General features: G+C 50.6%; 16 protein-coding genes. 3 read left to right on the forward strand and 13 right to left on the reverse strand.

The window, feature by feature from the left end:
• Nucleotides 1-4: 4 nt before the first annotated feature.
• The 8 genes from HY272_05845 to HY272_05880 all read right to left on the reverse strand — a co-directional run bounded on the left by HY272_05845 (nucleotide 5) and on the right by HY272_05880 (nucleotide 8841).
• Nucleotides 5-1042: a FemAB family PEP-CTERM system-associated protein gene (locus tag HY272_05845; GenBank protein MBI3772202.1), complete on the reverse strand. Its 1038-nt coding sequence runs from the start codon at nucleotides 1040-1042 to the stop codon at nucleotides 5-7.
• A gap of 11 nt (nucleotides 1043-1053) precedes the next feature.
• Entirely contained in the window at nucleotides 1054-1881 is an 828-nt protein-coding gene (locus tag HY272_05850; GenBank protein MBI3772203.1) for a DUF3473 domain-containing protein, read from the reverse strand.
• A gap of 31 nt (nucleotides 1882-1912) precedes the next feature.
• The gene (gene wecB, locus HY272_05855) at nucleotides 1913-3043 is read right to left on the reverse strand and encodes a UDP-N-acetylglucosamine 2-epimerase (non-hydrolyzing) (GenBank protein MBI3772204.1); all 1131 of its coding nucleotides are present in this window, start codon (nucleotides 3041-3043) and stop codon (nucleotides 1913-1915) included.
• A gap of 223 nt (nucleotides 3044-3266) precedes the next feature.
• Nucleotides 3267-4166: an AAA family ATPase gene (locus tag HY272_05860; GenBank protein ID MBI3772205.1), complete on the reverse strand. Its 900-nt coding sequence runs from the start codon at nucleotides 4164-4166 to the stop codon at nucleotides 3267-3269.
• 11 nt (nucleotides 4167-4177) lie between these two features.
• Nucleotides 4178-5611, reverse strand: coding sequence for a TIGR03016 family PEP-CTERM system-associated outer membrane protein (locus HY272_05865; GenBank protein MBI3772206.1), 1434 nt, complete (start codon nucleotides 5609-5611; stop codon nucleotides 4178-4180).
• A 121-nt stretch (nucleotides 5612-5732) separates the two neighbouring features.
• Nucleotides 5733-6605: a tyrosine-protein kinase family protein gene (locus HY272_05870; GenBank protein MBI3772207.1), complete on the reverse strand. Its 873-nt coding sequence runs from the start codon at nucleotides 6603-6605 to the stop codon at nucleotides 5733-5735.
• Nucleotides 6606-6644: 39 nt separating this feature from the next.
• Nucleotides 6645-8189 (reverse strand): chain length-determining protein, encoded by a 1545-nt coding sequence (locus HY272_05875; protein MBI3772208.1) that lies wholly within the window; start codon nucleotides 8187-8189, stop codon nucleotides 6645-6647.
• Between the two features lie 28 nt (nucleotides 8190-8217).
• Nucleotides 8218-8841, reverse strand: coding sequence for a polysaccharide biosynthesis/export family protein (locus tag HY272_05880; GenBank protein MBI3772209.1), 624 nt, complete (start codon nucleotides 8839-8841; stop codon nucleotides 8218-8220).
• Nucleotides 8842-9235: 394 nt separating this feature from the next.
• On the opposite strand from HY272_05880, the gene HY272_05885 reads away from it, so the two are divergent.
• The 3 genes from HY272_05885 to HY272_05895 all read left to right on the forward strand — a co-directional run bounded on the left by HY272_05885 (nucleotide 9236) and on the right by HY272_05895 (nucleotide 14164).
• Entirely contained in the window at nucleotides 9236-11548 is a 2313-nt protein-coding gene (locus HY272_05885) for an MMPL family transporter (protein MBI3772210.1), read from the forward strand.
• 468 nt (nucleotides 11549-12016) lie between these two features.
• Complete coding sequence (locus tag HY272_05890) at nucleotides 12017-12871, forward strand: hypothetical protein (GenBank protein ID MBI3772211.1); 855 nt, start codon at nucleotides 12017-12019, stop codon at nucleotides 12869-12871.
• A 474-nt stretch (nucleotides 12872-13345) separates the two neighbouring features.
• Entirely contained in the window at nucleotides 13346-14164 is an 819-nt protein-coding gene (locus HY272_05895) for a hypothetical protein (GenBank protein MBI3772212.1), read from the forward strand.
• A 258-nt stretch (nucleotides 14165-14422) separates the two neighbouring features.
• Here the strand turns inward: HY272_05895 and HY272_05900 are convergent, their stop codons facing one another.
• The 5 genes from HY272_05900 to prsT all read right to left on the reverse strand — a co-directional run bounded on the left by HY272_05900 (nucleotide 14423) and on the right by prsT (nucleotide 22803).
• Nucleotides 14423-15547 carry an SDR family oxidoreductase gene (locus HY272_05900; GenBank protein MBI3772213.1) on the reverse strand — a complete coding sequence of 375 codons (1125 nt, stop codon included), beginning with the start codon at nucleotides 15545-15547 and terminating at the stop codon, nucleotides 14423-14425.
• The gene (locus tag HY272_05905) at nucleotides 15544-17247 is read right to left on the reverse strand and encodes an AMP-binding protein (GenBank protein MBI3772214.1); all 1704 of its coding nucleotides are present in this window, start codon (nucleotides 17245-17247) and stop codon (nucleotides 15544-15546) included. Before HY272_05905 ends, HY272_05900 begins: the two co-directional genes overlap by 4 nt.
• A 7-nt stretch (nucleotides 17248-17254) precedes the next feature.
• Nucleotides 17255-18403: a hypothetical protein gene (locus HY272_05910; protein MBI3772215.1), complete on the reverse strand. Its 1149-nt coding sequence runs from the start codon at nucleotides 18401-18403 to the stop codon at nucleotides 17255-17257.
• A gap of 299 nt (nucleotides 18404-18702) precedes the next feature.
• Nucleotides 18703-19653: a PEP-CTERM sorting domain-containing protein gene (locus HY272_05915; GenBank protein ID MBI3772216.1), complete on the reverse strand. Its 951-nt coding sequence runs from the start codon at nucleotides 19651-19653 to the stop codon at nucleotides 18703-18705.
• Nucleotides 19654-19995: 342 nt separating this feature from the next.
• Nucleotides 19996-22803, reverse strand: a complete 2808-nt coding sequence (gene prsT / locus HY272_05920; protein MBI3772217.1) for a PEP-CTERM system TPR-repeat protein PrsT — start codon at nucleotides 22801-22803, stop codon at nucleotides 19996-19998.
• Nucleotide 22804: the final 1 nt, after the last annotated feature.

Consider the following 22804-nt stretch of genomic DNA (forward strand, 5'->3'; position numbering starts at 1 on the left):
CACTCTACCCCAGATTACGCACAAGCATTGGCCCAAGCAAACGGGTCAACCCTAGCGGCAATTTTTTCCAGGTCTCAATGAAAAGCCGGTATTTAGGATTGAGTGGATTGATATCGGGCATTGTCTTGGCTCGCACCAAATGATATTCATGATACAAAGGCGCGGGCTCAAAACCCCAGTTCTTCTTGAAGCTATAGGAACCAGTCCCCACTTTACTCCGCCCATAGTCAAAAACTTTAATCCCTTGCTCGCAGGAACGACGCATCAGTTCCCAATACATAAAATCGTTCGCCTTATACTGACGCGCATCATCACCACCGCCGCCATAATAAGGGAGCACTTCATCCCGAAAATAAAAGTTCATGACGCTACTCACCGGACGGCCATCTTTGGTAATCGTCAACACCGAGCAGTCTTTGCCAAACTGATCGCGCAAGACTTGAAAATAGCGCCGTGAAAACACCGGGGTACCTAGGGCATGAACACTACGGGAATACATATCGAACAATTGATCGACATCATCATCCCATTGTCCCTGCAAACCCGCCTCAATTCCTTTACGCACTACAGCCCGTTGTTTGCGCGGAATCGCAAGCATATTTTTTTCTGGATCTGGATCCAATTCTTTGCGGAATGTGACATACATATCCGCCTTTACTGGCCAATCAGTATGCCGGGGGTGCCGTTGCCTTAGCTCAAGCTGGTCAACACCCATCTTATCCGCCAGCTTGACCGCTTCCGCCTCAACGGCTATCGCCGCTGCTTCGGAAATTGCCGCTGCACCACCATAAACACAGAATGGCAGCGATATCAGCGAATGACCAAACAGCTTACTCTTGATTCTGGCCAGAGGCAGCACCGCTTCAATTGCGCCATTACGCTCGGCATAAAGAAAATGTGTTTCATGTCCAAATGCGGATTCAATTACATCCGCCCACGCAGCACGATGGAAAAAGGTTGCCTCCGAGCAATTCTGGACAAAATCATCCCAGCGAGATTTGTCGGCCGCCGTCAATTTTTTTATTTGAAACCCTGTTGACATTGTCGTTGGCCTCAATTGCTCTTCGTGGGCAGAAAAATGTCGTCCATGCGCCCCCAGTGAAAATCTTTTAGCAAAGACTGCAATCTTGACTCCATCTTGCCAAGATTAAGATAATGACGAAACCGAGTTTTAAGATTGAGCCCTTTCGGTCGCGGCTGGTCAACATCAATCTCCCAGGGATGAAAATAAAACATCCCCGATTGACCTTCACCATGATTCACTCGACGCAATGCCCAACGATAAACCGGATACGGCACCAATCTAAAATAGCCACCGCCGCCACAAGGCATGCGTCTTCCCCCGACAACCAGCGTAGTAACCGGAATTTCTATTAAGCCACCTTCACCATTGGGATAAAACTGGAATCGTGGCGCCTGCGGCATACCATAAAGGTCGTGCTTAATTGGGTAGATGCTGGAGCTATATTCGTGCCCGGCCTCTTGTAGCGCTTCCAGCGCCCAGAGATTTTTTTCACCGATCGAATAACTTGCCGCCCGATAACCGCGAACTGAACAACCACCCATATCCTCTAACAGCTTCTTGGTGCGCGCCACATCATCACCAAATTCAGACCGGGTTTGTTCTGTCACCCGCACATGCGAGTAACCATGGCTCGCAAGCTCATGCCCTTCATCAACAATGCGGCGGATCAGTTGTGGATAACGCTCCGCCACCCAACCCAGCACAAAAAAGGTCGCTTGTACCTTGTTTTCACCGAAAATATCCAGAATTCGATTCGTATTACAATCCACACGACAGGAGAGACTTCCCCACTCATCGCGCTTGATATAAGGTTCGAATGCCGAGACCTGAAAATAATCCTCGACATCCACCGTCATTGCGTTTCGAATCATGAGTTGGCCAGCTTCATTACAAGTGGGAGCTAAATTCGCGCTCAAGAATGGCGACAATGCGTTCGGCTGCCCGCCCATCCCAATATTCCGGGATACGTCCTGTTTTACCGCCACTCTGCAAAACATCCGCCACAGCCACTTCGATTTTTTGCGTATTAATTCCTACAATCGTATTGGTACCATCCGTCACCGTAATAGGACGTTCTGTATTTTCACGCATCGTAATACAAGGCACGCCCAGTGCCGTCGTTTCTTCCTGAATTCCACCTGAATCCGTTAACACGATTCTGGCCTGCTGCATCAAGCCCAGCAATTCGAGATAACCTAACGGAGCTGTACGCACGATGCGTGGCGTATTCAGCAACCCATCAAATCCTCCTGCCGTAATTCTACTCGCTGTGCGAGGATGCACAGGAAATACCAATGGAATTGAATCACTGACACGTCGCAGAGACGTCAACAAGGTGCCAAGCACTTCAGGATTATCAACGTTGGAAGGGCGATGCAGGGTGACAATGGCAAAACCTACCGCGCCACCCAAGACCCTGTCGGCGTCCTTGCCCAGAGTTTTGGCCGCTGGTATTGCACGCGTTAAATTGGTGCGTAGCGTATCAATCATGACATTACCGACAAAATGAATCGCATCCGCCGGTATGCCTTCACGCGCAAGATTTTCCTGCGCCGACCGCTCCGTGGTAAAAAGGTAATCCGAAATCTGATCTGTCAGCACCCGGTTCACTTCTTCAGGCATGGCGCGATCATAGCTGCGCAGCCCAGCCTCGACATGAAGCACTTTGATGCCTTTCTTGGATGCCACCAAGGCACAGGCAATTGTGGAATTAACATCGCCTACAACTAATATCGCCGCCGGATGATGCTCATCCAACACCGGCTCAAAGCGGCGCATGATTTCAGCCGTCTGCTGGGCATGACTACCTGAGCCCACACCAAGATCGACATCCGGCTCCGGGATTCCAAGCTGATCAAAAAACTGATGCTTCATTTCGGCATCATAATGTTGACCCGTATGCACCAAAAAAGCCGCCAGCCCGGAATCCGGTCGCCTCAATTGCGCCATGATGGGCGCAATCTTCATGAAATTGGGTCGCGCCCCGACGACGCACATGATTAAAGGCTTTTTTTTCATCACTCAGCAACTCTCAATTCATCAATCAACTATTATTAACCTGACGGCTAGGTTAAATCCATGATAGCAACTGCCAACCGGCTCCATATTCAATGTAGGGTGGGTTAGCGTTTTTTGCGTAACCCACCAAGCGTTGCGTAGCAACACAACCTGTTTTTTAAGGAGTGCCTAGCGGCACAGTTGGCGGGTTACGGCGCAAAAAGCGCGCATCCAGCCCATCCATTTATCCCGCCTCAGGCGCAACATCAACTCCGACATGTCTGGAGGCTACTGCCTGACGCTCTATTTCATCCTTGCGCTCAACGGCATCAGGCGCTTCATGCTGCAACTCATTGGCAACCTGGGACACATGCTCCTTGCCAATCTCGTGCAATTCTTCCAAATATCCAAATAACAACAAACGATCACAAAAATTGTTAATCTTGCGCGGAACACCACCCGTGAATTGATAAATAGACTCAAAAGCTTCATCGCTAAATTGCGGATCACCCGCCCAGCCCACACGCTGCAGTCGATGCTCGATATACGCCTTGGTTTCATCCAGATTCAACGGCTCCAGATGATAGGCCGCGATGATGCGCTGCCTGACCTGCTCCAACTCTGACGCCTGTAGCGTGTTGCGAAACTGCTGCTGCCCGAGCAAGAAACATTGCAGCATTGCGCGTCCACCGACCTGATAATTGGACAACATCCGCAACTCTTCCAATGACCGCGCCGGAAGATTTTGCGCCTCATCAACCACCAAAAGAATTCGCTTACCTTCACGGGTTTTGGCTTGAAAAAAGGTCTCGAGGTTCTTGAGAATAATGGCCTTACTCGCCCCCTCATGCGCCAACCCAAACGAGGCTGCCACCATACGCAAGGTATCATCCACCTCCAGTTGCGTCGTCACCAGCTGCGCGGCAACTACATTCTCCTTGGCGAGATCTTCAAAGAGCGCGCGCACCAGCGTCGTCTTACCGGTTCCGATACCGCCCGTAATCACGATGAAGCCTTCGCCCTGGCTCAAGCCATAACGCAAATAGGACATCGCCCGCTTATGGCCACGACTGCCAAAGAAGAAACGCGGATCAGGACTTAACTGAAAGGGCTTGGCATTAAGTTTATAGAATGATTCGTACATGGCATTTATCTCTAAAATGTGACAGCCAAATGTAGCGCAACCCGGTTTTCCTGATATTCATTCGTATTATTTGCAGCATCTTCCTTGGCGTGACGAAAATCAAGCCAGGTGCTGGCGCGCGGTGAAATTGTTCTATGCAAGGCAATATCTGAAATGCGAGTTTCACGAACGCCGGTCAGCTCATTATTACGCATAGTTACACTATGACTTAGGTTAAGACTGGATCGCGGGGCAAATTTCCAATTCACCCCAAGTACCCCGCCATTAGCCGACTCACTCCTGGGCGTTAGTTGATATTTGCGATTTTCATGAAACCCGGACACGGAGAATTGAGTTTTTCCGGTATTTATGGTTGTCTTCAATTGTGTATAGGCACGATCAAACTCTTCATTTGTTAATAAGAACGGACGTCCATTAACCACAAACTTTGAACTTTGATTAAACAGATTAACAAAATCATCGGGCGACATGGATGATGCCATGGACAGTATCTGCTCCCGTGATGCCAAAGTAATATCGCTCGTAATTTCCTCGCTATGACTCAACACCCATTGGCTACGGCGAGTACGGTGATTGAATGATGCATCCCACTTCTCGCCCGGATATATCCCCACCTCACGCTTCAGATAATTCGCCTTTAGCGTGGTGCGTTCCGTGGGCGTCCATTCAACCCTGCCTCGCCCCTCCTTATCACCGGAGGTTGCCTCAAACAACCAACGCGGTGTCGGCTCCCAGATAACACCCGCGCTCCAATAACTTCCCTCTGCGAACTTCCGCTGACTGGCGATTGTCCCGGCTTCTCTGCCCGCATACCCCACGAGGCTAATCCAACGCCGAGGGCGATACTGCAAATGTCCTGCTGAACTTTTACGCTCAGAATCAGCGCCCACTTCACGATCATCTCGCGTTTGGTTGTAACTCATCCCCCAAAAGAAATGAGTCGCATGCCGGCCATTGTTAAGCCTGGCACTGGCTTCATCAGTGACCGCATCACTGGCGCCACCGCCACCATAATAAACACTCCTGTGCGAATATTTCAGCTCGGCCTCAGCCACTGTGCCAATTGCATGCCGCAGGATTGGAGTTACCTCAGTGGTTACCACATCAGTACGATTGTTGGTGATATTGAGATTATCCGTCGTCAATCCTTGATTTGAATCAATGACAGTTTGTGATATCGAAGCGCCACCCTCAAGGAAAAACCAATCCCTAACAAGCTCTGCATCAGCTTTACCCAGTAATTGCTGATACGTTTTATTGCGACTACTTTCGCGGGCGTAATACAAATTTTCCAGATTATAGGCAAGATCAAGCCTTGCCCTCCCACCCCGGGCATGTATATCGACACCAGGATTCAACGAAGTAATATATTCATCCTGCTTATTATCCGCCGACAGACTGACATTGTTGGTATAGGTTTCCGAAAGACTCAGCCGGGGTGTCACGTGCCAATCCGCCATTGACGGCGTTACAACAAAAGAAATCACGCACCCCCACAAAACAAGAAGCGCCGTTGCCGGGCGCTTGCTGCTTCGCTCATACCCTCCCCTCAAAGGGGATCGGCCATCACTCACCATATGAACCGTAATATCCATAATAATCGGTCCCGAGTGACGCGCGGCTCTTATTCAATACCAGCCCAACCACTTTTTCATCGTCACCCAGCAATGACAAGGATTCATTCAATTCCTGCTTGGTTGTCTTTTCGGATTCCACCACCATGACAACTTGCCCCACCCATTGTGCCAACACACTCGCTTCAGTTGTCGCCAGCAGTGGCGGTGAATCAAAAATCACCACGCGGTCGGGATAGCGCTGCGACAATTCTTCCGTCAAGCGCTGCATCGCTTCACTGGCCAACAGTTCCGTCGAATGGATGTGACGGCGCCCGGCAGGCAGCAATCGCAGATTGGGCACATTGGTCCGCAACATCACCTCCGGCAGATCCATCGATTCGTCGAGCAAGTAATCCACCAATCCTGCGCCGGTCTCGATGCCCAATATCCGGCTGATCGACGGCTTGGCGACATCGGAATCCACCAACAGCACCGTTTTGTCGCGCTCTTTAGCGATGCTCATCGCGAGATTGAGCGATGTAAACGATTTACCCTCGCCAGGCCGTGAGCTGGTCACCATAATCAAATTGCCATTTTTGATTTGCGCCGCACCGCGTGCAAAGGCATTGAGCAACAATGGGCGCTTGATATGACGCATCTCTTCGGCCAATTGAGTTCGGCCTGTTTCCGGCGTCAAATAACCCGAACGCTCCATGCGCCCAAGATTGAGCATGACCCGCCCCGATTGAGATGCCGATGATTGAGCACTTTCTACTACCCCTGCGGCGACATTGGCAGCGGATAGCGGTACGTCATTTGGGCGACTCACGGGGGATGCCGCACCCTGATTCAGTTTCTCAATTGCCTTTTCAATTGTACTCATCGTCTTACCCAGTTGTGTTGCTACGCAACTCAATCGTAGTCACAGGATTTTCACCATCAGTGACGAAACCGGCCCTTGCAACACCAGCGCCAGCAAATAAGACAGCACCAGGGCAGCACTTGCCCCCATGAAAAGCATCGTCTCCATTCGCAATTTCATTCGTTGAGCGGGCGTCCACTCCATGGAGATACTTCCCAATACTGGCAGGCCCGTAGCTTCCCGTAATGCTGCTCGCGTATCAAAAGTGGCATGAATTTGAGACAGCAAAAAGCCTAACGCCACCCCCATCACCACCCCTGCCAGAGTCACCACGCTCAGGAATAAGATACGATTCGGACCAGCAGGCTCCAGTGGTACGCGCGGTGGATCAATGACGCGAAATTTCACATCGCCACCGGTTTGCTCCGCCCCTTCCGCCATGTGCGCGGATTCACGCCGTTGCAATAGTTCGTCGTAGGACTGCTTCACTACCTCATAGTCACGGTTCAAGCGAGCCATCTCGGCCTCGACCTGAGGCACCGTATTCACCATACCTTTAAGCTGTCCGACACGACTCCGATATTCGCCGACACGCGCCTTTAAAGACGCCACATTGGCCTCAGCCTCACCTAAGGATATCTTGAGCTGCTGATACACTGGGTTAACGGACAACCCACTGCGCACTGCGGCACCGGCCTGCCCTTCTTTCTGTTTCTTTAGATCGGCAATCGTAGATTTGATAGAAAGCACATCCGGGTGCCTGTCGGTATATTGCAACAGCAACTCGTCGAGCTTGGCTTGCAATCCCTGGATACGTGCATCCACCGGACTTGCCTGCGGCATTACGTTGTTCTGCAAATCACCTGCAACAGCCTCCTGCTCGTCCGCTAACTGTTCCTTGAGTCGATCACGCCGATTTGTGGCTTCCCGCAACTCTAATTCGGCCTGTTGTGCAGATGTCATTTCACTCTGCAAGCGACTGTAATAACCGGCGTTATCAGTAGGCATCTTACCGACATTGGCTTGCTTGAATTGCTTGAGTTTATCTTCGGCCTCCGTTAGACGTTTCTCATATTCCTCAATTTGCTGATCAATAAACTTCTGCGCCACATCAGTATCGCTGCGCGTCGTCCCAAGAGATCCTTCTACAAAAATCGTCAACAGTGACTGCACCACCCGCTTGGCGAGTTCAGGGTTGCTGTCCCTAAAGGTAATGATATAAAGATTGTCGCGGCCACCGGCATCAAATTTCATTCGACCGGCAAGCGAATCCAGTAAAGTTTCCGTTTCCTCCGGGGTCTTGGCCGTAATATCCAGATCCGTCATCCGCGCCACTTTTTCGAGATTGGGGCGACTAAGCAGCGTCTTGGTGATCATGTTCACCTGCTGCTCGACATTGCCCTGCACCACCAACCCCCGCAATAACGGGCGCAGGACAGACTGGGTATCCAGATACACGCGGGCGGAGGCCTCATATTGATCCGGCAGGCGCAAGACCACGAGCCAGCCGATGATACAAACAAACCATGCCGCGGCCAGCATCGGCCAGCGCCGGCGCCAAATACCCCGCAGATAGCCATAGAGTTGATTTAGAATTTCTTGCATCGTTATCGCCTAGAAGCAAACCCTGATCTTAGAACCAGGATTCAGGAATAATCAGAATATCCCCTGGTAGCATATGGACATTGGCGCTGATGTCACCGTCCTTGATCAAATCGTCGATACGGACTCGATATTCCATCTCTTCACCATTCGCACGACGCACCAAGGTCGTAGCATTGCCGTTGGCGAATTCGGTAATCCCGCCGACCGCAATCATGACATCAAGCAGGGTCATCTTTTCCCGATAGGGCAAGGCTTGCGGTTTGGCCGCCTGACCGATCACGCGAATCTGCTGATCATAGGGGCCGACAAAGCCGGTCACGATCACTGTGACCAGGGGTTCTTTAATGTATTTGGAAAGCGATTTTTCAAGGTCCCGCGCCAGTTGCGAAGGCTGCTTACCGCTAGCCTGTAAGTCTTCAACCAGGGCCGTCGTGATCTTGCCGTCCGGCCTTACGGGGACCGAATTCGAGACATCGGGATTACGCCAGACAAAAATGTTAACGTTGTCGCCCGGACCAATCACATAATTATAATCCGGTGTATTTCTTAGCGTTTCTTCATCCAGTTCGCGCTCGGAAAATGAGGCGCACCCCCCCAGTGAAAGCATGAGTAGTACAGGCAATGCCCCCCGGAAGATCCCTCTATACGCCATTTGACATGCCTTCATCGTCGTCGCTCCCATCCTGCGGTTCATTGCTGTTATCGTCTGACCGAGTTATTTTCTTAACCATTATTCGGGTTTATCTCTGTAAGCTGCGGATTATAACAAAAAATTCCCACTTTATATGTCCATGATCTCATGCCATGAGATTCATAATTTAGCACGAATATTAGGTAATCCTTATGCCAAACAGCTTCACCATTTTCGGCAAACCTTACCCCCAAGGCGATATTAGATAATACTAATATTTACCGAATATGATTATTTTTGAAATCATCCGCCCGCCTCTACAGCAAAGGCCCCGCCATCCGATCAAACACTACAGTGAGATAACGCGCGAAAGTAATTACTGATTTCTAAAAAACTTGGCCTATCATACCCCGACATGCAGACAAATCTAATATACAAAAAAATGATAGATCAATATCTAAACCTGCTAAAACAGTGGAAGTGGTCAATCCTCATCGTCTCATTGTTACTGGTAGGCATCGCCAGCAGCGGGCTCCGATACCTAACTTTCACCAGCGACTTCAAGGCTTATTTCTCGGCTAACGATCCACAACTGCTCGCCTACGAAACTCTTCAAAACGTCTATGCTGATACCCAGAACGCATTGATTGTTGTTGAGCCTCGAAGCGGCACTGTATTTACTCGGGAAGTACTCGCAACCATCTCAGAAATTACATCAAAAGCCTGGAAACTGCCCTTTGCAACCCGCGTTGATTCAATCACCAACTTTCAACACAGTCGGGCCGATGGAGATAATCTAATTATTGAAGACTTGCTTCCGATGAACATCCCCATCACGGATGAACAATTAGCGCAAACAAGAAAAATCGCGCTGGGAGAAACCCTGCTACGCAACCGCCTGATCTCCGCTGATAGCCTCACCACCGCAGTTAATGTTGCATTCAAAATTGAAAAGAATCATCCCGAGCAAATTGGTGAAGCTGTAAATGCCGTACGCCGCCTAAGTTTGCAAATGGAAACCTCACATCCGGAGATACAGATCCACCTTACAGGCTCCCTCATCCTCGACTATGCCTTCACTGAAGCCTCGGAACGTGACTTGGCAATACTGATGCCGATCATGCTAGTCGTAGTGATTATATTGCTATGGATCATGTCCGGCTCATTAACAGCAACGATCGCAACTACAGCGATTATTGCCATTGCAATTATCGCTACCATGGGCGTCATAAGTTGGTTTGGAATTGAAATCACCGGAGCTTCAGCAGCGGCCCCACCTATCATTCTAACTATTGCCGTAGCCAACAGCATACATTTACTCACCCACACTCTTCATACGCTAGGCCATGGTAAAACCCGATCGGAAGCAATTGATGAGAGCTTACGTAACAATCTCTCCCCCATCGCACTGACCAATCTTACTACCTGCATTAGCTTCTTGACGATGAACTTCAGCGATTCCCCACCCTTTCAAGATTTGGGCAATATCGTAGCAATCGGTGTCAATATCACATTTATAGCCACAATCGCTGTTTTACCGATTCTACTCACCCTTCTCCCCATGAAAGCCCATAAAGAATCACTCTGGGGATCGAACGCTATTTATCAAATCACAGAATTCTCGATGCAACGCAAGCATATTCTATTACCCCTAATAGGCATTATTACCACGATACTCATTTCTTTTATATCCCGTAATGAAATTAACGATGAGTATTTAAAGTATTTCGCTGAAGATGCACCCTTTCGCCAAGCTACTGAATTCACCGCCGCAAGGCTCACGGGAGTAACTAGCGTCGAATACTCGCTGGACTCCAAGGTTGCTGATGGCCTTAACGATCCAGGTTTCTTACATAGGATCGGTGGCTTTGCAGACTGGCTACGAGACCAACCAGAGATCGTACATGTATTTTCATTGACCGATATATTGAAGCAACTTAATAAGAATATGCATCAGGATGACCCAAGCTATTATAAGCTACCTGAACAAAGGGATTTGACTGCTCAATATTTACTACTTTACGAGATGTCGCTGCCGAACGGCCTGGATTTAAATAACATCATTAATGTCACCAAATCTGCAACCCGCATTACTGTTTCGCTCAAAGGTCTTTCAACTCGCCAATTGTTCGCGTTTGAACAACGCGCAGCGCAATGGCTGGACAGCCATGATTTGCCGGCGGCCAACACCCCCGCCACCGGCCCCGACATTATGTTCGCACACATCGGCGATCGTAATATGCGCGATATGTTGGAAGGAACGATCTGGGAAATTATTGCGATTACAACAATCCTGATTCTGGCGTTACGCTCTCTGAGCTTAGGGCTACTATCGGTGATTCCCAACCTGATACCGGCCGCCTGTGCATTCGGCATCTGGGGATTACTGGTCGGACAGGTGAATCTGGCCGTTTCCGTCGTCACAGGTATGACACTCGGCATCATCATAGATGACACTGTCCACTTCCTCAGTGCTTACCGCCAGGCGCGCTATGGCCTTGGACTTGCCCCACACGATGCCGTACGCACTACTATGAGCACCGTCGGCAACGCTCTATTAATCACAACGGTCATCCTTGCCTGTGGCTTTGGCGTGCTTTTGTTTTCCAACTATAAGGCCACAGCATGGATGGGAATGTTGACGAGCCTAACCATCCTCTTGGCATTGGTCACAGAAGTGTTGCTCATGCCAGCGCTCCTTGTGATCCGCCCCGGCAATCCCAAATAACCCTCTTGGTACAGGGCTGAAGTGGTATTAACCAGCCCATCGAACGATGCGCCGCCACTGCCCTAAATTGGATCACAACGATGAGGCTTATGGGGCCGTTAGTATGAGAACGATACCATTGCACGAACAATGTCGCCTTTCAACGACACGCAAAATTGGTGCTGTTTTCTGATATCAGGCGACCCACTCACACGCAAAAAACAACGCAACATTATGTTTATATTTGTATTTTTTCTTCGGTGATCAAAAATCTGAGAAGATATACAGACATCGGTTGGCCAAATTGGTTGATTTGATTTTTAACCCCTGACGTTATAGGCTGATTCTCGAACCCAGACCTACCAGGGACGGCCCCCGAGGTACAGAGTTTCGACCCACACACAGGTCAAACGAGATGGTTGTTGAATATATACATTGAGACCACGGGGGCGAGGTCAGAGGGGATTTTTTGGGTAGAGGTGATTGCCCGTGCCAAACTCCAAACCTGTTTCAGAATTGAATAACCTGTACGAGAGGGAGAGTCGTCTTTCTGTACTCGTAACCCAAGAGGGTAAACAACGTTCAACGTCGTCCTCCATCACGATCCGACTCGCGGATACTTTTGAGTATCTGCAAGCCGCCTATACACTAGTCCATGACAAATACGTCAAACAGGGATATCAGGCACCTAGCCCAAGTGGGGTACGCTTTCTACCCCACTTCGGACTTCCGACTAGCCATACTGTTGTTGCTGAAATCGGCGGTAAGATAGTCGGAACCCTGACTATTGTTACCGATGGGCTGCTTGGCCTCCCCTTGGAAAAGGAATATCCGGCGGCGATCAAGGCGTTACGGTCGCGAAAAGGGCATCTCGCTGAAATTTGCTGCTTGGCTACGCGCGGTGGAGGCCCGTTAGAGCTTCCTGTCCTGTTGCAGCTAATGTATGCAAGCTACGATCTGTGCCTTCGCCAGTTGGGAGTAACGGATCTGTGTGTCGCCGTGACGACCGGGCATCAGTCGTTTTATCGCAAAATCCTACAGTTTGAGAGCATTGGCGAAACAACCCAATATAGCTCATGTAACAATGTTGCCGCCGTGGCCATGCAACTGAATCTCCAACAGGCCTGGGACAGATTCCACGGCGCCCATAACATTAATCGCATGGTCGGGCGCTTCTTCCTTGAAAAGGCCCCTCTCGAAGATACCGGCCTGATTCTCCCTCAGGAAGCAAACGTCATGGTACGACGCCAATTCGCCGTAGAACATATCGATTGGGCCCAGCTCAATGAGATAGAACGGAAAAGGATCGAAATAGCCTTGGCCCATCACTCGGTCTTTCACTAGAAGCGGACAGATTCGAGCCATATTTATCGTCGTGTGGAGGCATCAGCCACAATACGTCAAAGTCAACTCTGCCACTTTTATGGGTAAATTGACCAACTGACTAGAAACTCGTTTTTATTATATTCGCATATCACAAAGAACCTATTTTATTCTAAAGTATTCTAATTAGGACTTAGTTGGCTTTATTGATACACCATGGCATGAACTCCGACAGCCTCCCCCCTCGTGAGAGGGAGAGCTCCTAAGAGGGTGAAATTCCCCCTCTCCCCGTCGCTCCCGCATTGGCGGAGAGGGGAGGGGTAACAGCTACTATCGAACCTGTATCCCAATTGTTTTTTGATCAGCGTCACAATTTTGAGATAGGTTCTAATAATTCCTCAGTCAGAAGCCGCTAACCGTCATACGACGAAATAATACGGAGCCGAAGTTATGTCGAATCCCCCTTCTCATCCGTCTAATGTTCCTGGTGACAACGTGGCAAAGGCAAACGCCGTTGTTCCACCAGGCACACAAAACAACAAAGAACGACGCGCCAAGTCACTGCCTATTTCGATACGCCTTGCCCAGAACTACGATGAATTAAAAAGCGCCTATGCCCTTGTCTATACCCAATATCTCAAGCAGGGCTATCAAAAACCCAGTTCAAAAGGTGTGCGCTTTCTACCCCACTTTGGCCTACCAACAAGTTATACGTTGATTGCCGAAATTAATGGCAACATTGTCGGAACCCTTACCATTGTGAGCGACGGTTTGCTCGGATTACCCATGGAAAAGGAATATCCCGAAGCTGTCACTGCCCTGCGGGTACAAGAACGGCGGATGGCGGAAATCTCCTGCCTGGCCACGCGGCGCGGTAGGGACCTGCCGGTGATTCTGCAGCTTATGTACGCGATTTACGAATTCAGTTTTGTTCAACTCGGGATGACTGATCTCTGCGTTGCCGTGACCACTGAACATCAACCTTTTTACCGCAAAGTATTGCGCTTCGAAGCGATCAGTGACCCAACACCATACAGCTCCTGTAACGACATTCCTGCAATCGCAATGAAACTGGATCTGACACGCGCGCGGGAAAAATTCAACCTTGCCCATAATATCAGCCGCATGGTCGGACGTTTCTTCCTGTATAAAGCGCAATCCCTGAAACCCAACCTCGCCCTACCTGCCCCTGAGCACCTCGCCGCGCGGCACAGATTCGCTGAGGACTATGTCGAGTGGCCAGAACTGGACACTGATGTGCGAAAAAAAGTCGAGTCGGCCTACCGTCAGGTCTACACGAACAAAGCGACATGAATACCTATTGAGACGAGACGCCGGCGCACCATTAGCTGCTCTAGTGGATAAAGCCTTGTTTGGTTGCAACATGGTAGCGCTGATGATACTTCTTCAGCCATGGGCATCACACTGCGCCGATACCATAGGGGTTGCACGTCTTCATGGGAATACTCGCGTTGCTCTTGCGATCTGATTCCCGTAGGCGAATAACAACCGATATCAAACTCCGCACAATGTACCGCTTGACATAACAGGTAAGACAAACAGAAACATAGTTCAAAACGGCAATTTGTTCTCGTCTCGATGTTTCAGATAATAGCCGATCAGTGTCGGGAGATATTGGCTGATACGTGGCCAATTGACTCCCAGAGTTCTGAGGGTGTTTCGGGTCTTCTGGTTATCGACACTCCAGGATAACCCCGCGAACTTGATAAAAATAAGCTGCACACGGAAAAAGCGCCTCAAGCGCCCCCATGTGACCTTGCTGAGGACGCCAAGCAATAACCGGTGAAATATTGGAGTGACATAGAGCGGGCGCCGAATTTTTCGGTGTAGCTGGGCTTCAAGTATGGATTGTAATTCAGCGATAAATTCAGGGAATGTAATTGGGTCATCAAGGCCTTGTGCGAAATGGTAAACCTGGTTGCGCGCGTCGGGATATTCCATCAACTTGACGATTCCCTGAGCGAGAATATCAACGGGAATCGTATCCACCGGCGGGCCTATGGGCAGGATCGGGTAGTCGGGATCCAGCAGCATTTTCTCGACCATCATGTAAAAGGACTGGAATCCGAGTGCTTTACCGGTGGCCGCCTCACCCACAACCATAGTGGGCCGGTAAATGCTGATTGACGCGCCGGATTCAATCTGTTGCCTGAGAAATTCTTCGGCCTCGAACTTGGCCATCTCATAAGTGTTGATGAAGTCCAGCTTGTAATTAGTCAGGAATTCTTCTTTAACCAGTCCTTCATAGCGCCCTATCACCTCCATAGTGCTGATGAATCCGAAGCGTTCGAGGTGTGGAAAGTTACGACTGAGACGATAGGCATTTTGAGTACCACCCAAAATCATGCGGCGCGCATCCTCGACTGTCAGATCCAGGCGAATATTCGATGCAGCGTGTATAAACAAGTGCACCTGGTCGCTAATTGCCGCGATCTGGTCTGTTGTGAGACCCAAATCGGGCTGGGTAATATCGCCGCAAAGAGCCTCAATTCGATCCCGGTATTGCTCGAAAGGAACTTCCCAAAATGCGAGGACTTTTTTCAAGCGATCAGTTGCATGTTGCTGCGATTTGCCGCGGACGAGAAGGAATAACTTGTAATTCGAGCAGGTCAGGTATTCCTTGGCGAGTCTCGAACCAACATTGCCGCTTGCGCCCGTGATGAAAACACCTTTCATAGATACTCCTCCGCAGGGTACATAGTGCTGATGAGCTGCTGGTAACGTTTCTCGATCTCCGCCCGGCGAACCTTGAGTGTCGTTGTCAATTCCCCTGCCTCGATGGATAGTGGCCCGGGGAGGAAGGCGAATTTCTTCACCTGCCGGTTGCCAGGAAGGTTGACATTGCGTTTCTCTATTTCGTGCTGAACGTAAGCCGTCGGATCCTGGTTCGCGATGAGCAGTTGTGATGTGAAGGACTCGTCCATGGCGACGAGGGCAGTCAGGTACTTCCTTCCGTTGCCGATCACCACAAATTGTTCGATGCCTAAGATGTCTTTAAAGTTGCTCTCGATCTCGCTCGGGGAAATCCGCTGGCCAGTGGAAGTCTTGATGATCTCCTTCTTCCTTCCCGTGATATAGACATAGCCGTCTTCTATCCGTCCCAGATCACCAGTTTTAAGGTATCCCTCCTCATCGAAGAGACCGCTGTCGGTTTCGCCCCAGTAGTTCTTCAGCGCGGCGGGCGTCTTGACCAGTATCTCCCCATCTGCGGCCAGGCGCAGGTTCATAATAGACGTAGGCTGACCCACCGACCCATAACGGACCGCGCCGGGGCGGTTCATTGTCATCAGCATTGCGGCTTCGCTCGCCCCATACACTTCATAGGTGGGCACCCCAAGGGCATCAAAGAACCGGAGTATCCTGGGATCGACAGGGGCGGAGCCGGAAATCAGGAAACGCATCTCTGCGCCCCATACGGCACGCCGTAGTTTACCTAGCAACAAATGATCGGTGATCGTCAATAAAATTGGAAGCGGAAATCGAGCTCGGAGGGCAAGAAGACTGTTCACCACGAAGGCTGCGAACGGCTTCTCTCGCAGTTTTTTGCAGATTTCCGCATAAACCTTTTCGAGAAGCCTGGGGACAACTACCAAAAAAGTTGGATTGACTTCCTTGATCTTGCCGAATAGGGTAAGCGGATCCTTGACGAAATACTGAGCGACATCGAGTTGGTAGTTGAGAGAGGAAATCAGCCTGCCAGTACCATTGCTGAGCGGCACCCATATCAAAGTCTTATGATGCCCCCTTCGAAATTCTGTTGCAAATGCCTCCCCCATGACGGGGAATCCCATGGTGAGCTGGCAGTGACACAGTGGAATACCTTTGGGTCTGCCGGTAGTGCCAGAGGTGAATATGATGGCGGCCAAGCCTTCGGGATGTGCCCGGCATGAAAGAGCAGGGGCCGGGGCGGTTCTCATCAGGCTATCGAAATTGTGCGAACAATTGTCTGTAGTGACACTATTATCGAACAAACAGACAAACACGAACCGATCTCGCGATTGCGGTGAAAGCATCTCCAACAACTCATGATTCTCGACAAAGAGACCGCAGACGTCGGCGTTTTCGATGATGTAATCCAGATCGTGGCCAGTACTTTTGGGGTCAAGACCGACCGTGATGTCGCCGACGTACATTATTGCCTTGTCTGCGACCTCCCATTGGTAACAAGGCCGGGCCAATATTGCGATACAGCTGCCTTTTTCGATGCCTTGCTCGCTCAGGGCTGTGGCAACACCGAGGATATCTCTGTAATACTCATGATGTGTTCGCGATATCCAGCCATTCGGGGTTTCTAAAAAGAAGGCGATGGCATCCGGTTTTTCATCAACCTTGCGTTCGATGGATTCAATCAGCGTCAGCGGGTGAGAGTTGGCCATTTTGTCCTTAACCGACGCCGATATCTTTTTTTGTCAATCCGAGTTGCGCGAGGGTATCTATTACCGTTTTATTGATGAAGCGGCCGGTTTTGGTCGAGTATTCCAACATCTCGAAGAGATTCAGCCAGTAACCCCGCTCGGATTTACCCTCGCGAACCATGCGTGCGAACTCCACCTCGAAGCTACTGTAGCCAAATCGTGCTACTTCAGCCATGCCGATTACGGGAATGACTGCGTTATTGGTGAGCAGCGGGCTGCTACGTTTACTATCGATCAACCCGAGCCTGGATACTTCGCGGAGTATGAACGCCTCGTCGAGATCCCATACATAATAGGGGAAGATAAAACGCGGTATCCGTTCTTTAGGGAAAAGTGAGCCGTCGAACCAGTGCTGCATTTCTTCCTCGGTAAACACCTCGCGTAACAGAATACCCGCATGGGTCGTCAGCTTCGCCTGCTCCTGTTCGGGAGGAAACTCGAAACCAATGGGCCCGAAGACATTCTCGATTTGCACGCGGGAGAGACCGCATATCACGAGCGGAATATCCATACGGGCGGCAAAATTCTTGGCGGTATCAAAAGTGATGTGCCCGTCGAACTGGTCGACGATGCTATAGCCAGTTTGCTTGTCCAGGTTGGTTAATGCGTAGCGAAAGGCTTTTTTTACAAACGACGGTTGGGGCCGCACCGTGATGTGGTCTACGTCGAATCGCCTGAGAATACGATTTGCGTTCTCCACTGCGTATGGGCTTAGGAAACCATTGTCTACCAGCATCGTTAGGATTCGCAGGCCCGGGTAATCGGTAACGAGGCGATGCAAAAGATAGGCACTGTCCTTGCCACCGCTGAACAGCAGAATGGCATCGTATGAACCCTTGGCCTGTCCTTGGTAGGTCTTGAGAATATCATTGATGGGATCCTCGCCGTAGTGCACGGCTTCGGACGTTGTGGCAGGAGGAGCTGCCTGGTAATTACGACATTCCTGGCATAAACCGGTGTCATCCAGGGTACTTGCCATTTCAGGCAAAATACAGTTGCGACAGCGCCGTGACAGGTGTTGCCCTAACAACGGCTGGATAAAGCGCCACAGATAACGGGCAGTAAACTCTACAGTCCGCACTTCCCGAGCGAAAGTCGTCTTGTTATCCACGTCCATGGACACCCGCTGTCGAATTTATCGTCCCGTGTCACCTTTCATAGCTCATTGTATCTCATCATCCTTGCTGTGAGAGCGTTCCGTTTATATATCAAACGAAAAATGTCGGTGGTCTCCTTAAAGGGAACCATCTAATCCAGGCTTACAGGGGCCAGAAAACACTACAGCAAGAATCCTCAGCCTAAAATTTTCGCCTGCGAAGAGTGCACACTGTCTGCCGAACAATAAAAAAGCCCGGAAGCTTGGCTCCCGGGCCCATGATTATTATTTCTATCTTTTTTTAAATACTATTAAGAATATTAAGATGCCTTGCGGCGACGGGCAACTGCGCCCAGCCCGGTCAACCCTGCACCCAACAGCAACAGGCTGCCCGGCTCAGGCACAGCACTCAGTACCGGATCTTCGCTCACCAGATGCCAGCCAAAACCCGCTGGGGCAGCACCGCGGAACTTACCGCAGCCTGCGCCTTCACAGTTGATGCCCGTCAGATCATCCTGGCCGTTAAGGTTGTTGTCCTTCGCGGTACGGAAGTTACTCTGGGCAAAGGCATCGTGAAGATTGCCGAACGCATCGACGATGGTATTCTGATCGAAACTGTTATTCGCTGCACCAGTTCCGTTGCTGGTCGTACCTACGGACATGTAGGTCGAGCTAGAACCCTGGGCCGGCGCGGTGGTTGCGTCGATGGTGCTAGCCAACGTGCTTAACGTAGCGTCAATCCCAGTATCGAACAGCAACGACAGCCAATGATACTGGCCCGCGTCGTTGATCCCCGTATAGACTGACTCGCTAACCCAGCCACTCGAACCTAAGGCATAAGGATTAATGTTAGCAGGCAGGACATAAATGTCCATCATACCGCCCTGCATCTTGACCTGGGTACCGGTAGCGTTGGTCGAAAGAATATCCAGACCATAATACACGCCCCACAAATGCTCACCACCCGTGCCGTCGGTCCAACTGGCCGTGACATTGCTAATTGGCTGATAGATCGAGCTGATCTGGAAAATGGCGTGCAAATCCGACGTGCCATTACCCACTGCACTAAGAGGAATGCTGAGATCACCCGTGGCAAGACCATTGGTGGTTAACTGGTCCTGGGCTGTTTCCCAGTTCTGGTACTTGAGCTTGATTGAATCAGCCGCCAAACTGGGAGCCGCTTGTGCTGCGCCAGCTGCCAATAACGCGCCACTGAGTATGGCCGCCGTTACCCCCGCCTGCAGTTTGTTCATTTTAAATAAGGATTTCACCGTTGTTCTCCTAAAAAAATTTTAAGGTGGCCATTTAAAGTTTTAAAGTTTCTCAACTCAAAATTTCTAACTTGTAAAAACTTCCCGATCATTACAATGCACTATCCGTGCCAAAATTAAATAATCATTAAAAAACATTATATTACGAGATTCCATTATCAATATTGTTCGATAATCTAACCGAAAGTGTAAAATTTTCCGACACATCGCCGCATCACCCAAAAATCAATAAAATATTTATTTATCAATAAGATAATATATTTTTAAGTATTCTCGCGCCTTTCCCCGCGGCCAAGTGATCAAAAACATACAAAAAACACTGTAAAATTTTTCGACAATCCCTCATTTTATTTTCAATAACAAGGTGTTGGCTTGGTTCCTATCATCAAAAGGGACACCGCTGGCAAGAACCTGCTCGAGGACGCTTTTGGCTTGCTGGGATTTGCCTTGGCGGACCAATGCGGAAGCGTAATGATAAGCGATGCCCCCATGGCGCGGCGCCCGCTTATAGGCATCAGCGAGCAGATCGACCGCTCGCTGCATATCGCCAGCATCAAGCACCAGCCAGCCGAGGGTATCAGCGATCAAGGGGTCATTTGGCTGAAGTTGGTAGGCCTTTTCGGCATATTGCAAAGCACGCTTGTCTTTGCCTGACTGGCCGTAGATCCACGCCAAGTTATTGAGCGTACCAGGGTGATTCGGGAGCTGTTTAACGGCAGTTTCCAGCGCCTGACGCGCTTTATCCAGCTCACCGTGGCGCAAGTACAACTCGCCCACAGCGCTGCGGGTCACGGCATCATTAGGCTGTTTCACTAGCCAATCCAGTAACAACCGTTCTGCCGCTGGCCCATCCCCGGTCAAGTCGCGAGCCAGCGCATAATCGCGCAATACGATCGCCGGAGCGCCCTTATGCATCGCTTGATCGTAAGCTTGCCAAGCTTGCGTCAAACGCCGTTGCTGCAGATAAGCCTCGGCTTCGAGAACATCGGCCTCTGGGCTAGCTGGGAAATCCTTGCGTATCTCTCCGGCCAACCGTAGTGTTTGGCTGGGCTGACCCTGCTGAAGTTCAAGGCGCGCCAATGCGGCCTTAGCCTCGATCTGCCGGGGGCGTAAACGCAGTGATTCATTAAGTGCCTTACGCGTTTCTTTAACATCACCCAACTTGGCCCAGGCCGTGGCCAGATGCAACTGCGCACTGGCTGCGCTGGGCGCGAGTTCCACGAGTTGCTTGAAGGTGGTGACGGCACTGGCGGACTCAGTGGCAAGCTGTGCTATCCCCAAGACCTCCAACAGTACCGGCGAAGGCTGCGTGACACGACGTACGCCGTCACTGCTTACGGCTAGTGCCTTGAGCGCATCGCCGCTATCGAGGTATAAACGCGCCAACTCAACATAAGGGCGATCAGACTCAGGGTGGGCCTTGATGGCACGCTCCAGCTTTTGCACGGCAACCGCGATCTTGCGATCCCCCACATCAAAGCCGGCCAGGGCGATAAGACTATCAAGATGATTCGGATCTAGTTCCAACACTTTCTGGTACTGAACACGCGCCGCCGCCACATCCCTCTGCGACTGGGCAAGCTGGGCCAATTTAACCCGTGCCTCGATGAACTTGGGGTCCAGCGATAAGGCGTGCTCCAAAGACTGCCGCGCCTGCGAGTAATCGCGCTTAACTAGGTAAACCGATGCGGCAAGACTGTCTGGTAACGGACTTTTCGGAACACTACCCTTAAGGGAATCGATGGCTTGCAGTGCGGCATCGTAATTCTTATTGCGGATATGCGTCATGATACGCATCACAGCCGCCTCCGTTGATTTGGGATCGAGTTTTAATACTGCATCAAACTGTTCAAGTGCCAGTTCACTCTTACCTTGCGCATTAAACGCCTGCCCCAGAAGCATGCGTGTTTGTGCTGATTTTGGTTCTATTTCAACGGCACGCTGCAAGTATGTGGCACCCGACCGCGGATCACCTTTTTGCAAATAAATCCTCCCGATCAAGCTGAGCACTCCGGGATCATCAGTATTCTTCCGGATGAACGGCTCAAGGGTATTAATCGCATTGTCGCTATTGCCACTGGCCGCCTGAACTGTTGCCAGCAATCTGCGGGTCAGCATCGCGTTCGGATAAGCCGCCAGCAGCTGCGTTAACCGCGTCTCGGCCTGCTGCAAATGTCCCTGAGCCACATGGGCAACAGCCAAATAGTAATTAGCCACGGGATGACGGGGACTTGTCTTGAGAAAATTTTCCAGATGGGACTGCGCTTTAGCATAGTCTTTATTGTGAATCGCAAAACGACCTTCAATATAACTTAAGGCGGGGCTCTTAGGCATCCGCTTGCGCATGGCTTCAAGATCAACCTTGGCTTGATCTACTTGCCCACTGTCGAGCAATGCCACAGCTCGTGCATAAAGCGCACGGAAGTCACCTGGAGCGACCTGGACTGCCTTGTTATAAGCCTCAAGGGTCTCTTTAGGATGACTCAGCGCGTCTTCGAACTCACCTAGGTAAAGCCATGCTGTAACGTTCTTTGGATCCTGTATCGTCGCCTTTGTAATCCATTCCTTAGCAGCGATAGAATTACCCTTATCCATTTCCAGATTGGAAAGCGCAAGCCACGTATCACTACACTTGGAGTTAGCACATGCTTCCAGCGCCTCAGAGAGTTCGGCCTGAGCCATATCGCGCTGCCCCAGTTTCAGGTAGGCCTCCCCGCGCACGGTCAGCACACCGGTGCGCACCTCCGCCGACACACCGCTCGGCACTGCGATTTCGTCGAGCACTCGCTTTGCCTCGCCTTGTGCCAGCAGCGCCTTGCCAAGCGGAACCGCTATGGCAATGGAGGCAATGCCTAGATCGCGAGCCCGCAACAACTCTTTTTCCGCTGCCGTGGCATTGTCCAGCGCTAGATAGATTTTCCCCAGTAGCCAGCGGGCTTCAGCATTATTGGGATTTTTCTGGAGCGCATTTTTCAGATCAATCACACTGGCCTGCAATTCACCTTTATCCTGATACTCTTTCGCCCGCTCTACATATTCGGCATCAGTCAGATTGGCATCACTGCTACACCCCACAGCGCCAAGCACTAATGCCGCACTCACCATTGCACCTAACACTAACCGGCGCTTGAATCCATATTTAAATCGCATT

This window comes from Gammaproteobacteria bacterium, assembly GCA_016200485.1.
Lineage (GTDB): Bacteria > Pseudomonadota > Gammaproteobacteria > Tenderiales > Tenderiaceae > JACQEP01.